Here is a 15,931-nt window from a genome sequence, read left to right as displayed (position 1 = left end):
ATGCTGAGCGCAGCCGAAGCATCTCTACCGCGTACCTAACAAAAGATTAGTACTGAGGTAGAGATGCTTCGGCAAGCTCAGCATGACGTTTTCAATGGGATTAAGCCCTACACCTACCAATAAACAGTGTAAAGCGTGGTGAGAATAACCATGATGGTAATGGAGCCAATGGCAAAACCGCGGGTCGTTTTGAACATGCTGCGGTCAACCTCCAGGCCGTTGGTTTTCACGCCGCGGCTGGTTTCAAACAGGCTGATGGCGACCATGGCCGCGATGCAGATGATGAACACAAAGCCCATCCGGTCGAGGAACGGAATTTCGTAAACACCCTCAGCGTTTTTAACCGCAAAGCCCAACGGGGACAGGAAGGACAGGTCCGCGTAGAGGGGCAGAAACTTGAACATCACCGACAGCAGGAAGCCGCCAATGGTGGCAAACAGGGCTGCTGTAGAGGTCGTCTTCTTCCAGAAGAAGCCCAGAATGAACATGGCGAAAATACCCGGCGACACGAAGCCCGTGTACTCTTGAATGTACTGGAAACCGCCCTTCTTGTCGATGCCAAGGTGCGGCGCAATCAGCACGCCCATAATCATGGCCACGATAACGGCAATCTTGCCCACGTTCACCAAGTTCTTCTCCGAAGCGCTGGGGTTGATGACTTTCTTGTAAACGTCAAGCGTGAAGATAGTCGCAATCGAGTTGGCTTTGCCAGCCAGCGAAGCCACTACGGCCGCCGTGAGAGCCGCAAAAGACAAGCCCTTGAGGCCCACCGGAAGGATGTTGAGCAGCACCGGATAAGCGCGGTCGGGATTTAAGTCAGCGCCTTCGCCAAACTCGGCGGCCCCAAACACGTCGGCCTTAAACAGCACGTAGGCCGCAATGCCGGGCAATACCACAATCACAGGCATCAGCAGCTTAAGGAAAGCCGCGAACAGGATACCTCCACGGGCCGTGGGCAGGTCGGCGCCCAGGGCGCGCTGGGTGATGTACTGGTTGCAGCCCCAGTAATTCAGGTTCACAATCCACATGCCGCCGAGCAGCACAGTGAGGCCAGGCAGGTCGATGTAGTTGGGATTATCCCGCTTGAAAATCATTTGAAAGTGGTCGCCGGCCTGAGCCGTCATCAAGTTGAAGCCGCTGATAACCCCGCTTTCGCCGTAGCGCTCGGCCACCAGGTTCAGGGCGAGGTAGGTGGTAGCGAGGCCGCCCAGAATGAGGAAGAACACTTGAATAACGTCGGTGAAGCCAATCACTTTCATACCACCCAGAGTGATGAGCACGGCGAACGCCGCCAAGGCGTAGAGGCAGAAGGTAAGGTTAAGGTCGGCAATGCTGCTAATGGCAATGGCGCCCAGGTACAAAATTGACGTCAGGTTGACCACGATGTAAAGCGCCAGCCAGAAAATGGCCATAATCATGGCCACCGTGCCGTTGTAGCGCTGGCTCAGGAACTGCGGCATCGTGAAGATGCGATTCTTGAGGTATACTGGAATAAAGAACACGGCCACCACAATGAGCGTGATGGCCGCCATCCATTCGTAGGTGGCAATGGCCAGGCCCATTTTGAAACCCGAGCCCGACATGCCCACAAACTGCTCGGCCGAGATGTTGGAAGCGATGAGCGAGGAGCCGATGGCCCACCACGTCAGGGAGCCTTCGGCGAGGAAGTAGTCCTTGGAATCTCCCTCAATGGTGCCATCGTGGCCTGTTTTCCGGCGGTAAATCCAGATGCCGTAGCCGGAGACGATGATGAAGTAGACGAAGAATACGATGTAATCAATCGTGTCGAGCTTGTTCATTGAGAAGAGCGGAAATTGGTTTGCTGCAACTCACCATTGCGCAGAATAGCGCACTAGCGGCGAAGCCATGGGAAGGTAATGTTCCGCTAAAAAAACCGCTTCTGAAAGAAAAATCTTGGTTTTTACTTACAATAATTACCGGAAACGTTTCCGATAGCCGTTGAACTACAGAACCCACTGTTGGCCGCTATTTGGCAGTCAGGAGCCAATTCGCCAAGTCTTTTCCGGCCTGGAAATTCTGGTATTCGGCCGGAATCTTGCGCCCGTCCACGTACTCGTTGTACAGCCACGGGTCGCCCAGGACAAACACGCGCCCCTTACCCAGCTTAGCCGTGGCCATAATGACCTTGCCGCCGTTGGTAACCAGCGGCTGGGCGGGTGCCTGAGCCGACAGCACGGCTAACTCCTTCACGTAGGCTGTTTTGGCGTTTTTGAACACGGCTTTGCCGGAAGTTAAATCCACCTTGCCCTGCTCGAACTGGTCGCCTTTCACCATGTTCACGCTCTGGTCGGTGAATTGCACGCCAAAGTTCTTGGCCAGCTGGTTAAAATGCCTCGTTTCCGAGTTGGCGGTGTCGTTAGCGAAGAGCACGAGAGTGCCGCCACCCCGCACCCAATCGGTGATAACATTGCTGTGAGCTGGCGTGATGTAGTTGGGGCTGGGCGACTCCTTGCGCGTGTCGGGGTCGACGATGATGTAGACACTCAGTTTTTTGAGGCTGGCTGCCGTAGGCGCGGCCGGCACAGCCACGGTTTTGGCGCCCAGTTCCCGAAATTGGTTGCCCCAGAGCCAGAAGCCACCGTGGGTGCGCTCTTCCCAGGTGTAGTGCCATTGCTCCTGCTCGCCAGTAATGGGGTTCTTGCGCATCTCGTGGTTGAAATGGTAATCGAGGCCCACAGTTTTGCTCTGACCGAGCGCATTCTCAGCGGCAATTTCCATTTCGGTGCTGGCCAGAATAAACGGGCCGACACCCTTCAAATCGTTTTTACGCAGCGGCTCGCTGAGGTAGTACTCGTAGGAGCCATCGCGGTAGGGCTTGCCGCCCAGGCCGCCCACGCTCACTGTGCCGTTGAAGGCCAGCGCGCCAGTGGGCTCCGTGGCTACAAATGATTTTACCAGGCCATCGTACCCTTTCTGAGCCACTTTAGCAAAGCTCTTATCGAGGTAGCCCATGCGCACGCCCTTGGCCAGCGCGTACACAAACATGCTGGAGCCCGAAGCTTCGGCGTAGTTGCCCTTGCGGGATTCCTGCGCCATCACCAAGCTCCAGGTGCCGGTTTTGGAGTCCTGGTACTTGGCCAGCACGGGTGCCAGGCGCTGTAGGGCTTTCACAATGGCCGGGCGCTGGGGGTGGTTTTGGGGAAAGTAGTCGAGCACGTCGACCAGGGCCATGCTGTACCAGCCAATGCCGCGGTCCCAGAAATTGGGCGACTGGCCAGTGGTTTTGTTGGCCCACTGCTGCTGGCGGCTCTCGTCGTAGCCGTGGTAGAGCAGGCCGGTTTTAGAGTCGACGAGGTTCTTTTCAATCAGGGCAAACTGCTTGGCGATGTCATCGAACCCAGCTGGCTGGTTGAAAACCTGGCTGTATTCGGCGTAGAAAGGCTCAGCCATGTACAGGCCATCCAGCCACATCTGGTTTTCGTAGATTTTCTTGTGCCAGAAGCCGCCTTCTTTGGTGCGGGGTTGGCCGTCGAGCTGCTTGCGCAAAAGCTGGGCAGCCTTGGCGTACTTCTGGTTGTCGGGCACCGAGGTTTGGGCCAGCAGCAATAGGGCGTGGCCGGTGGTGAGGTTGTCGAGGTTGTAATCCTCGGTCTTGTAGGTGCGGATGCTGCCATCCTTCTGCACAAACTGGTCGAGGTCCTTCTTAATGTAAGTGAAGTACTTGGGGTCGCCGCTGCGCTGCCACACCCGCTCCATGGCCTTCAGCATGAGGCCCTGCTCGTAGTCCCAGCGGGCCGTTTTGCGGGTACCAATGAGAATGGAATCGGGGTGCCAGCCAATGAAGGCATCGGCCATCCGCTGCGACATGGGCACGGGGGCGGCTGCCGGGGCCGACTGGGCACTCAGGGATTGGGAAATGGATAGGAGCAGCAAGCTGCCGAACAAGCGAGATATCATAGCGGGGGTTTAGCTACCGGAAAGCAGGGTGGAAATGAAATTCAAAGTAAAGATGAAATTTGCTCTTGCAGGCGCCCCAAAGTTGACACGCAAAAAGCCGTCCGGAATTATCCGGACGGCTTTTTGCCTTTGCTAGGGCATTTTAACGGTAATCGGGGTTCTGGACAAACTCAGTCTTGTTGCTAATGGCATCGAGCTGACGCTGCGGGATGGGACGCACCACGTGGTGGGCCTTGATGTTGGGACCCGATTCCGGGTTGAAGCGCGTGACGCGGTCGACGAGCTTGCCGGTGCGCTTAAGGTCGAACCAGCGGGTTTGCTCGCCGGCCAGCTCGCGGGCGCGCTCATCGAGAAGGAAGTCGAGCGAGAGGTCGGCCGCAGTGATTTCCATTTGGGCCTCGCGGCCGGGAATGGCGGCCCGGCGGCGCACGGTGTTGATTTGGGTGACAGCCAGGGGCAGGTTGCCCAGCTTGAAATTGGCCTCGGCGGCCATCAGGTATACATCGGCCAGGCGCATGGTGAACACGTCGCGGGCGCTCTGGGCCTCGTTGATGGTGGCGCGGGTAGGGTCATCAAACTTTCTCAGGCACACGTAGTGCAGCCGGTCACCGCTCACGGTGCCATTGGCGCGGTACACGGCGCTTTGGTCCCAGATGCGGTACTTCTTGGTGGCTTTCACGGCCGCCGGAACAATGCGCTTTGTGGCAACGATGGCAGTGTCGCCCACGGCCAGGCTGCCCGCAACCGCAGCATTGGCAATCCACGTGGTTTTGAAGCTGGCGGCGTAGCGGGCGTCTTTGGTTTCGTCGAACAGGTTAAGCAGGAACAGCGACGGCATATAGCGGTTGAAAGGACGGCCGTTGGCAATGTCGCGTATCATGCCGGGCTGGTCGTCGTACTTCATCATCCACAGCAGGTGGCCGTTGTTGCTGCCGCGGGGATGCCCCCCGGGGTACGAAGCAGCATCGGCAATGTCGTTCAGGCTAAGGTCGCGGGCGTAGTTCACGGCCCACACCACCTCGCGGTTCTGCTCGTTGCTCATCACCCAGAGGTCGGCGTAGCGGGGCAGCAGCTGAAAGTTGTAGCTCGAAATGACCTTTTGAGCCAGCGTGGCGGCCTCCTGGTTGTTGCCGCGGGTGAGGTGCATGCGCGCCAGGAAGGCTTCGGCGGCGGGCTTGGTGGCGCGGCCGTACTCGGAAGTAGTATTGGGCAGGCTGGCTACCGCGAAGTTGAGGTCTTCAAAAATCTGCTTGTAGAAGTCGGTTACCGGCGTGCGGTTGGCGGTGGTCTGCACCCCCGTGGTGGGGTCGGTAGTGAAATGCACGCCGCCCCAGGTTTCCACAATGTGCCAATAATAGAAGGCCCGCAGGAAGCGTAGCTCGCCTTCCCGCGTCTTTTGCAGCGCGGCCGAGAGGCCCGATTTGCTCACGTTCTGCACGCCGGAGTTGCACACGTTCACGGCGGCGTAGAGCTTGCCCCAAAGGCTTTCGATGGCCGCTGAGTTGGACTGCAGCGTGGTGTAGTCGGTCAGGTCGGGGTTTACGTCGCCGGCGCCGCGGTGCCAGAGGTCGGTGCCCATTTCCGACATGCTGTAGCCGTCCTCCTTGCCGTACCACCAGCGGTTGTAGGAATAGGCAGCGTTCACCAGGCTTTCGAAGCCGGCTGGGGTGGCGTAGGCCGCCTCGGGCGTCACACCCGAGGGGTTGTATTCTTCCAGCTGCTTTTCGCAGGCCGGCAGAGTGCACAGCAGCGTTCCGGCTACCAGCGCTTTTTTCAGAAATGAAGCAGGGTATTTCATCCTTGTACAGTCGAAAGGGGTAGAGGGAAATTAAAAGCCAAGGTTGATGCCCACCGTGATAACCCGCGGAATGGGATTGGAGAGCGGCGCCAGGCCCACGCCGTTGTTGGCGTTGGTGTTCGAAGTTGTCACGGCCCGCTCGGGCGCCGACGTAGCGGCCGAGGCGGCGCGCTCGGGGTCGTAGTTGGCAATGCGGCTCAGAGTGAGCAGGTTTTTGCCCTGCACGTACACGCGGGCCGAGGCCACGCCTATTTTGCCTACCCAGCCGGCTGGCAGGTTATAAGCCAGGGTAGCGGCGCGCAGCTTCACGTACGAACCGTCGCGGTAGGCCAAGGTGGTGCCGTACAGACTGTTTTGCAGGGTCGATTTTGAGATGCTGGCGTCGGGCCGGGGGAAGCTGTTGGTGGGGTTTTCCGGGGTCCAGTAGTCTTGGCGCGAGCTGTTTTCGGTGCCCTGGGGGTCGAACAGCTGGTCGTATTCGTAGTTAATCATCTGGCCGTAGCGGGCGAAAATCTGTACGCCCAGGCTAAAGCCTTTGTAGCTCACATCGGAGCTGAGGCTGCTGCTCCACTTGGGCAGGGCCGAGCCCAGCACCTTGCGGTCGGCCGAAGCCGTGATGACGCCGTCGCCGTTCTGGTCCTTCACCTTAATCTGGCCGGCTTTCACGCCCGCGGGCTTGTTGTCGCCGGTTTGCCAGATGCCGATTTTCTCGTAATCGTAGAACACGCGGGTGGGATACCCAATAAACCAGCCGTTGTTGATATCGTTGGCGTCGGTGCTCAGGGACACTATTTCTTCCACGTTCTTGTACCAAGTGGCGCCCACGTTCCAGCGGAAGCCGCCGCGCTCCATCACGGTCCCGTTCAGGCCCAGTTCCACGCCGCGGTTGCGGGTTTTGCCCACGTTCTGGGTAATCACGCTCACGCCGGACGTGGCAGCCAGCACGCGGTCGAGCAGCAGGTCGTTGGTGTTGGTTTCGTACACATCAACCGAGCCGGTAAGGCGGTTCTGAAACAAACCAAAGTCTAGGCCGGCATTGGCCGTGGTCGAAAGTTCCCAGGTCAGGTCGGGGTTGCCGATGCGATTGCTGAAGGCGTAGCCGGGGGCTGATACGTCGCCGTAGGCAAAAGGAATGCGGTTGAGCAGCGACTGCGAGGAGTAGGGCGGAATGTCGTAGTTGCCGGCCAGCCCGTAGCTGGCGCGGAGCTTCAGTTCGCTCAACACGGTCTGGTCCTTGAGGAAGGCCTCCTCGGAGATGCGCCAGCCCACCGCTGCCGAGGGAAAGAAAGCCCACTTGTTGCCCTGGGCCAGCTTCGACGAGCCGTCGGAGCGGCCGGTAAGCGTGAGCAGGTATCGGCTCTTGAAGTTATACTGCGCGCGGCCCGAGAACGAAATCAGCTTGCTGTCGGAATAGCCGCTATTGATGTTCAACTGCTGGTTAGCGTTGCCCAAAGCATGGAAAAGCTGGTAGCCCAGCAGCTGATTTGCGCCCTGGGCGCGGCCGGTTTCGGTGTTGAATGTGAGCAGCGAGGTTACGCCGGTCAGCGTTAGGGAGTGGTCGCCGAAGGTTTTGCTATAGTTCAGAATATTTTCCCAGCTCCAGTTCGTGTCGAACTGCGTGGCGTACGACGCCTGCGGCATGGAGCCGTTGCGGTCCACGGTATTGGACCCCAAGTAGATGCCCGTGCGGACCGTGCCCAGGGTCAGGCCCACATTGGAGCGGAAGTTCAGGTCGGGCAGTACTTGGTAGTCGACGTAGCCCGTGATGAAGGTGCGTATGGTGCGCAGGTTGTTCTCGTAATTGCCGGGCACCTCGTCCGACAGCGGATTGATGAAGGCTCCGCGGTTGGGGAAAATGGCCAGGTCGCCGTTGGCCTCATAGGGCGAAGCCAGCGGGTCAATCTTGTTGGCGATGTTGAGCGGGTCGCGGCGGTTGTTCTGGTTGTAGTAGGTGAGCTGGTTTTGCGTACCGATTTTGAGCTTGGGCGAGAGGGAGTGCTCCACGTTCACCCGGCCCGAGTAGCGGTCGAGGTTATCGAGCCGCAGGTTGCCCTTCTCGTTGTAGTAGTCGAGCGAGAAATAAAACTTGGTTTGGTCGCTGCCCCCGGCCAGGCCAATCTGGTGCTCCTGCTGCATGCCCTGCTTCAGAAACTCCTTGGGCCAGCTCGTCGATTGCCCGCTGGCAATGGCCTGCTGCTGAAACGTGGAAAAGATTTTCGAGTCGTCAGCGGGGCTATTCCACTGCCCGGTGGTGCGGAACGCTTCGCGACGCTGCGCTATGTAGCCGGACGCGTCGTTCACCAGCGGGTAAAGCACCACGTCGGTCACGCCCACGTAGGAATTGAGCGTGGTGCGGGTTTTGCCCGAAGAGCCTTTTTTGGTGGTCACGATGATAACACCATTGGCCCCGCGCGAGCCGTAAATGGCCGTCGAAGCAGCATCCTTCAGCACCTCCATCCCGGCAATGTCGTTGGGATTGATATCCTGAATAGAGGTGTACTGAATACCGTCCACGATGAACAGCGGGCCGTTGTTGGCCGTGAGCGAGCGGTTGCCGCGCACGGTGATGTTTACGCCCGAGTTAGAGGCTCCGCTGCTGCGCGTGATGTCGACGCCGGGCAGGCGGCCCTGCAACGACTCCATCACGTTGGCCACCGGCACCTTCTTTAGGTCTTCTTCTTTCACCGACACAATGGCCCCGGTTACGTCGCTGCGCTTGGCCGTGCCGTAGCCGATAACCACCACCTCGTTCAGTGCCTTCTGGTCGGCCTGTAGCGATATATTGACGTTGCCTCCGGTGGCAGTCACCGTTTGGGCCACGTAGCCCACGTAGCTCACCACGAGGCGCACCTTGTCGGGGCTGGCCGGCACATCAAGAGTGAAGTTGCCATCGCCCCCGGTGCTGGTGCCGTTGGTTGTGTTCTCCACCACCACGGTAGCCCCTGGCAAGCCGATGCCTGATTCCTTGTCGAGCACCCGGCCGCTCACTTGGCGAGTGGCCTGGGCATGGCTCCTTATGGCGCTGCTCAGCAGCAACACCAGCAGGAGAAATCGCAGCGTAATATTTCCCATAGCATTTTGGTAAAAAAGGGTGAGGATGGCGCTTTAAACCTCAACTGCACTTACCACTTACTGAATCCGATGAGGTGGTCAATATTAGGTGTTCCTCAGACGCTTACTTCCAGGTCAATACTGTGAAACTGCTATTTATTTGCGCATACGTTACCGGGAACGTTCCCGGAAGCCACAATGCCAGTGGTTAGCTACTGGCTACCAGCACGTTTTTGTCCGCGCCAAATGGCGTAGCTCAACGGCAGCCCTCGCCATTAGCAAAAGCAGCCGTTAGCGGCCCCGGCCTTTTTGGGATGCTTAACTTTGGTGAGCACAACACCGCACCGCAGCAATTAAAGTCCCGTCGGCTACGCCACTGGAGTTTTATCCGTTAGGCTCTTGCTCGCCGGTGGGCTGCTTACTTCTTTGACAGCAACACCGTCTTTTTATTCAGCTTCTGGCCCAGCTCCACGCCTTTCTTGGCCAGCTTGGTGTTGGTGTTGGTGAGGCGAATGTCTTTGCTGCGGTCGCCGGTCACGCGCAGCAGCAGGTCGGCGCCGCTGGTGTAGCGGATGCCGTCGAGCGTGATGTTGCGGCTGTTCTGTACTTCCATCACAGGCTTGGTATTGCTCGAGAGTAAGGTCACATTTTTCAGGCGAATATTCTCAGCTTCTTGGCACACCAAGCCTTGCTTGCTTTCAAGCACCGCATTTTCAATGCTGATGTCTTTGATGCTCATCTCCGGTAGGCCGCGCACCAGAATGCCGGTGGCAGCACCCTTGCACGTCACGTTGCGGATGCGGAAGTTGCGGAACTGCGGGGTGCCTTCGTTCAGTGGCTCGGCCGTCATCACGGGCGGGGCAGTGCTCTCGCCCAACAGCGGTACGGGGTCCTTGGCGGCGTAATACATGTCGAAGAGAATGGCCTCGCCGGCGATGTCAGTCATGTCGACGCCGTCCACGAAAATGTTCTCGACCACGCCACCACGGCCGCGGGCTGTTTTAAAACGCAGGCCCACATCGGTACCCATAAACGTGCAGTTGCTGACGTAGATGTTGCGGGCGCCGCCCGACATTTCGGAGCCAATCACGAAGCCGCCGTGTGCGTGGTACACCTTCGTGTCGCGGATGATGAAGTTTTCGGTAGGCACGCCGCGTTTGCGGCCCTGCTCGTCGCGACCACTCTTGATGCAGATGCCGTCGTCGCCTACGTCAAACGTGCAGCCTTCCACGACGCCGTTGCGGCACGATTCCAGGTCCAGGGCGTCGGTATTCTGGCCATACCAGGGGTTTTTGGCCGTCACGTTGCGCAGGGTGATGTTGTCGCACAGCAACGGGTGAATGGTCCAAGCCGGTGAGTTTTGAATGGTGACGCCTTCGAGCAGAATCTGCTTGCAGCGCGTCAAACTCAGCATGTTGGGCCGCAGGAAATCCTTCACGTCGGCAAACTCTTCGGGCTTGGCCTCCTGCCCGGGCTTCAGGATGCCGGGTTTGTTGGCGAGGGAGCCTTTCAGTGATTGGGCCGAGGGGTACCAAGTGTCCTTTTTCTCGTTGAGAACGCCGCCCGAGTCCAGCAGCTTTTGCCACTGCGAAGGATTGAGCTTGCTCTTTTTCACCATGCGCCAAGCGTCGCCGGCGCCGTCGAAGGTGCCTTGGCCGGTGATGGCAATGTTCTCCAAATCGTGGCCGTAGAGCGGGGCCTGGTTGCGGATTGCCTCCTCCCCTTCCCACGTGGTCCGGATGAGGTGATAATCCGACAGCTTGCTGCTGAACTGCACCAGCGCGCCCTTAGCCGCGTGCAGGTTCACGTTGCTTTTGAGCTCAATAGAGGCCGTAAGCCAGAGGCCACGCGGAATGAGCACAGTGCCACCCTTTTCCGAGCAGGCATCGATGGCTTTCTGGATGGCGGCAGTATTCAGGGTTTGACCGTCGGGCACGGCGCCGTACTTCACAATGTTGAATGTGTCTTTGCGGAATACCGGCTCCAGCACCACCGGCAGGTCGTGGGCAAATTTGCCGTCGAAGGCTGTGTGAGCCAGGCGGGAGGCCAGGCCCAGTTTCTGCTCCTGCACGCCCTCAGCCACCAGCTGGGCCACGCGGGTAGCGCCGTACTCCGAAAAGTGAGTATTGTCGTTCTTGGCCGGCGCCACCGGGTTGGGCTGGTAGTAGCCGTTCTGGTAGCTCCAGAACAGCGGGCGGGTGCCCTGCTCGCCAAGCTGCGAGTACAGCGCCCAACTTTTCTCGTGCACATCAATCAGCGGCACTTTCTGAGCTTTGGCAACTTCGCGCACCACACCGGGGTATTCGCCGTGGTCGTCCTTGCGCTTGCCGTTTTCGTCAAAATAGCGGCGACCCACCGGGGTGAGTAGCACGGGGTTAGCGCCCTTCTTCTTGGCTTCCTGCACGTATCTAGTTAGGAGCTGGCGGTACAGTGTCTGGGCCGGGGCCGAGCGCACGCTGTCTTCTACTTTGGAGTCGTTGTGCCCAAATTGGATGAACACCCAGTCGCCGGGCTTGAGTTCTTCCAGCACCTTGGCCCAGCGGCCTTCGCGCAGAAAGCTTTTCGTGCTGCGGCCGTTCACGGCCGTGTTGCGGATAGTCACACTGCCATCAAAATACTGCCCAAACTCCATGCCCCAGCCGCGTTCGGGCTTGGTTAGGTCGGCTTTGTCGGCCATCGTGGAATCGCCGACCAGGAAAATCTGCGTTTTCGGCTCGGCTGCCGGCCGAAAGGCCAAGGTTAGGAAAGCCGCGATACCGGCCAGCAGTAGCACCAAAGTTGATTTAATCATGAGATATAGGAAGTAGTTGCACCCGCCGGCAGCTAGCAGCACGGGGAGTGAAGGCAGTATCGCCCTATACAATATTAGGCCAAATAAGGCCAACAATGAGCCGCGAAGGCCTTTTATTGGGCTGAAAAGACACCTTTTTTTGCGCAATCGATGCCGGGAACGTTCTCGCAACATAGCTTCGCCAGAGTAATTGCCGGCCTCATGCGTTTGCCAACTCAGCTCTTGAGCTGCCTTGCAGAGGCGCTGGCAACGTTCCCGGCATCGATTGCGCAACTAAATCCGCTCAGTTACTTAGATTTAGCAACTATAGATGCCAGCTTGCAAGTAAAACATGACGCTGTTCCTGCAGAGCATGCACTCGTTTTATTACAGATACCCATTTCTAACTACCTAAATTCACTTTACTCCCAACCCATGAAGCACCCATTACTCTCAGCCCTCTTGCTCGCCAGCTGCTTAGGCATAGCCGAAACTGCTGCCGCTCAAAGTCAGGTATTTGTGCACTGGCCCCTAAAACGCAATAACGCTGACAGCTCAGCCGTGCGCGTACCCGCCACTGGCATCACCGTCAGCCCTGCTACACTTAAGCGCTTCGTGCTTTCTAACGGGCTGCCCAACCCCACCTCAGCTGGGACGACAACCACTGCCTACGCCCCTTACTCGAGCATCGGCCAGGCCTTCTCTACTACCGCTGCCGGTGCAAGTGGCAGCGCCACCATCCCTGGAGGCCCGCGCCGTGGTTTCTATCAGCAATTTGCCATCACCAATTCCGGTACGGCTGACCTTCGGGTAGATTCGCTGATTTTTACAGCAGCTACTGCAAACTCGGCCAATGGACGAGTTGCTCTCTCTTACTCCACCACGGGCTTTACTACTGACTCCATTGACTTCGCAGCGGGCAAGGGCCCAACTGGAGCGTTGGCTGCCACAGCCAACGGCACTTTCGGGGCGGCCAGTACCACGCAACCCGCCGCCGCACCAGCGGTATTGCCACAGTACAATGCGGCCCTCACCACAATGGGCAGCACCTTCCGCTTTGGCTTCTTGAGCGGTGGAACTGGCCTAACGTTGGCTGCTGGGAAAACACTAACCGTGCGAATGTATTTCCGCGTGGGCAGCGACACCGAGGGCCGCTACTTCTTACTGCGCAATGTGATACTGAAAAGCACCCAAGCTGCATTGGCTAACCGTGCCATGGTTTCAACCAACTTGGGTGTATATCCCAACCCTACTCAAAACCGCCTAACTGTGCCCCACTCTGCTGCCAAAGCAGGTGCTCGCGTACTAGTGTACAGTGCTACCGGGGCCAAAGTAGCTAGCTACGTGGCCCAGCCCGGCACTACCGAGACGGCAGTTGACCTCACCGCATTAGCCAAAGGTCTCTACATGGTGGAATACGCCGACGGCGCCAATCGCAGCAGCGCACGCATTGTGAAGGAGTAGCGCCTCCTAATTTTATACCGTCTTTGCTTCCAAAGAAAGCGTCCCTGGTCGAACTGGGGGCGCTTTCTTTATATACAAAGTCTAGGATGCTCGTTGTCTGGTTTCATTGTTCTGTTAGGCCATCATTTACAGTGGTTAACTAGCCTTGTTGAAATTCATTTTGCCAGTTCTTCACTGGCATCGTTCCCGGCATCGATTGCACAAATAAAAAGGCTTCAAGCAGAGCCGTATGGGCCATGAGTAGGGTAATATTGGTCAGGATTCCCACCCAACACCATACCCCGTTTCTATGCCAAACTTCTTCTCTTCGTATTTGTCGTGGCGTGGCCCGGCCGGCCGGTTCCGGGTATTGTTGAGCCTTTTGGTGCTGGCCACGTTTGGCTCGCGCGCTTTCGCGGCCGACGTGACCGTGGCCAAAGACGGCTCTGGTGATTTCACCACCGTGCAAGCCGCCATCAACGCGGCGCCTACGGGTCGCACTGCGCTGTATAGCATCCTCATCAAAAACGGGCGCTACCGCGAAAAAATCAACATTCCTTCCAACAAGCCTTTCCTGCAGTTGCAAGGCGAAAGCGTGGCCAACACCATTCTGACCTACGACGACGGCGCCAGCACCATCGTGAATGGCGTGGCCCTGGGCACCCAGAACTCGGCCAGCGTCACGGTGAATGCGCCCGATTTTTCGGCGCTTAACATCACGTTTGAGAACACCTTCGGCGATGGCTCGCAGGCCGTGGCGGTGCTGCTGAACGCCGACCGCGCCGTGTTCAAGAACTGTCGCTTTCTGGGCAACCAGGACACGCTTTACGTGAAGGGCAGTGGCACGCCGCGGCATTACTTCCGCGACTGCTACATCGATGGCAACGTGGACTTTATCTTCGGCAGCTCGGTGGCGGTATTTGAGAACTGCGTGGTGTACGCCAAGACGCGCGCCACCAGCGGCAGCTCCTACATCACGGCGGCCAATACGCCGGCCGGTCAGGCCTACGGCTTCGTGTTCCGCAACACCACGCTGCCCTCGAACACCGGCGGCACCCTGTACGTCCTGGGCCGCCCCTGGCAGAACTCTACCGGCAACTCGCCCCTCGCCCACAACAAAACCGTCTTTCTGAAGTCGACGGTGGGCGCCAACCTGATTCAGCCCGCGGGCTGGGCCGTGTGGGACAGCGGCACCGACCCCAGCCTCATTACCTACGCCGAATTTCGCCCCCGCCACTTCAACGGCAACAACGTAAACACCGCCCAGCGCGTGAGCTGGTCGCGGCAGCTGGCTGCCAGCGACACCGCCCAATACCAGACCAGCACCATCTTCGGCAGTTGGAACCCCTGCAGTGTGGCGCCCAGCATCTGCACCAGCTTCACGCCCGACATCGCAGTATCGAACTTCCGCACCACCAAGGGCGCCACCCAAACCACGCTGAACTGGAACATCAGCTGGGCCATGGCCGGCATCCGCTACGACCTGCTGCGCTCGTCCGACAACGTGACGTTCACCCAAGTAAATACCGTGACGGCGGCTACCGACTCGACCTACAATTTCCAGATGACCGACGCCCTGCCCGCAGCCGGCAGCATTTACTACTACAAAGTGCAGGCCTCCAAAGCCGGCCTGGCCACCCACACCACCCTCGTAGCGCAGGTGTCGAGCATCGCCACCATCACCCCGAATACCGCCACCCTAGGCACCTTTGCCCAGTACCAAACCGGCACCTCGGCGGTGCAGACCTACTCCCTCGCGGCCACCAACCTCACGGCCAACCTGACCGTGACGCCCCCCGCAGGCTACGAAATTTCGCCCAACGGCGGCACGGCTTGGTACGGCAGTAGCAACCCGCTGGTGCTTACACCCACAGCCAACACCGTGGCCGCCACCACCATCAGCGTGCGGCTCAATGCCAGCGCCGTGGGCACCTATGCCGGCAACATTACCCACGCCAGCACGGGCGCCGTCACGCAGAACGTGGCCGTCACGGGCTCGAAAGTGAACACGCCCGCGCCCATCTCCAACCCGCTGAAGTGGTGGTCGCTTAAAGTCAGTGACCAGGACAGTGCGGCCATCCGCTCGGCCGCGACGACAGCCAGCGTGCCCACCTTCCGCCGCTTGGTGCTCTCCAACGGCACCACTGTCACGGCTTACCCGGCCCGCTCCACGCGCTACGGCCAGGCTTTCGCCGCCACGGCCGATGGCTTGTGGACCACCGCGAGCGGAGGCCCGGGCAGCGCCATGTCGCGCCAGCACTACGAGCAGTTCACCCTCACGGCCGGCCCCGGTGCCTCGGTGCGCATCGACTCGGTTACGCTGTGGTCGTCTTTCTACAACACCACCGGCAAGCTGGCTGTGCTGTATTCCAAGAGCAATTTTGCGCTCGATTCAGCAGAAGTAACCGGAGGCCGGGGGCCCGCGGGCGTGATGCCAACCACAGCCAACGGCGCTTTCGCCACTCCCGTAGCCCTGGCAAACCAAAACACCGGTTCCAACCAGACCTACCGCTTTGCTCTTAACAACGCTTCGGGCGTTACGCTGGCCACGGGCCAGACCTTGACAATCCGGCTGTACTTCGCCTGTAACAGCTCCAGCGCGGGCCGCTACGCCCTGCTGAAAGACGTAGTGCTCAAGGGCGAAAACCTGAGCACCGTGACATCCACGCGCGCCGCCAAAAATGGCAGCAGCCTACAACTCTACCCCAACCCGGCAGGCAGCCAGGTTTCAGTAGCTCTCACGGGTTACCAGAAAGCGGCCACGCTCACCCTCTTCAACGCGCTGGGACAGGTGGTGCATACGCAAGCGGTTTCGGGTTCGGCTACTCCCGTGCAGCTCGATTTAAGCAAACTGGCTGGTGGCGTGTACCTGCTCCGCGTGAGCAACTCCGACGTGACTCTGACGCAGCGGCTGGTACGCGAGTAGCTGGGGCCTTTCTTCGGCAGGCACA

General features: G+C 58.9%; 7 protein-coding genes. 2 read left to right on the top strand and 5 right to left on the bottom strand.

Features of this window, described 5'->3' with window-relative positions; genetic code table 11:
- Positions 1-113 precede the first annotated feature (113 nt).
- The 5 genes from ACP7AJ_RS03700 to ACP7AJ_RS03680 all read right to left on the bottom strand — a co-directional run bounded on the left by ACP7AJ_RS03700 (position 114) and on the right by ACP7AJ_RS03680 (position 11,558).
- Positions 114-1,799, bottom strand: a complete 1,686-nt coding sequence (locus tag ACP7AJ_RS03700) for a sodium/sugar symporter (RefSeq protein WP_426058828.1) — start codon at positions 1,797-1,799, stop codon at positions 114-116.
- Between the two features lie 187 nt (positions 1,800-1,986).
- Positions 1,987-3,918, bottom strand: a complete 1,932-nt coding sequence (locus ACP7AJ_RS03695; RefSeq protein WP_426058827.1) for a glycoside hydrolase family 88 protein — start codon at positions 3,916-3,918, stop codon at positions 1,987-1,989.
- Positions 3,919-4,060: 142 nt separating this feature from the next.
- Positions 4,061-5,716, bottom strand: coding sequence for a RagB/SusD family nutrient uptake outer membrane protein (locus ACP7AJ_RS03690; RefSeq protein ID WP_426058826.1), 1,656 nt, complete (start codon positions 5,714-5,716; stop codon positions 4,061-4,063).
- 30 nt (positions 5,717-5,746) lie between these two features.
- Complete coding sequence (locus tag ACP7AJ_RS03685; protein ID WP_426058825.1) at positions 5,747-8,788, bottom strand: SusC/RagA family TonB-linked outer membrane protein; 3,042 nt, start codon at positions 8,786-8,788, stop codon at positions 5,747-5,749.
- Between the two features lie 397 nt (positions 8,789-9,185).
- Positions 9,186-11,558, bottom strand: coding sequence for a glycosyl hydrolase family 28 protein (locus ACP7AJ_RS03680; protein WP_426058824.1), 2,373 nt, complete (start codon positions 11,556-11,558; stop codon positions 9,186-9,188).
- A gap of 414 nt (positions 11,559-11,972) precedes the next feature.
- Between ACP7AJ_RS03680 and ACP7AJ_RS03675 the strand changes: the two genes are divergently transcribed.
- Entirely contained in the window at positions 11,973-13,001 is a 1,029-nt protein-coding gene (locus tag ACP7AJ_RS03675) for a T9SS type A sorting domain-containing protein (protein ID WP_426058823.1), read from the top strand.
- A 289-nt stretch (positions 13,002-13,290) separates the two neighbouring features.
- Positions 13,291-15,906, top strand: coding sequence for a pectinesterase family protein (locus ACP7AJ_RS03670; RefSeq protein WP_426058822.1), 2,616 nt, complete (start codon positions 13,291-13,293; stop codon positions 15,904-15,906).
- Positions 15,907-15,931: the final 25 nt, after the last annotated feature.

This window comes from Hymenobacter sp. B1770 (genome assembly GCF_049896385.1).
Taxonomy (GTDB): domain Bacteria; phylum Bacteroidota; class Bacteroidia; order Cytophagales; family Hymenobacteraceae; genus Hymenobacter.
The sequence above is the reverse complement of the archived record's forward strand: the minus strand, read 5'-3'. Positions and strand labels throughout refer to the sequence as shown.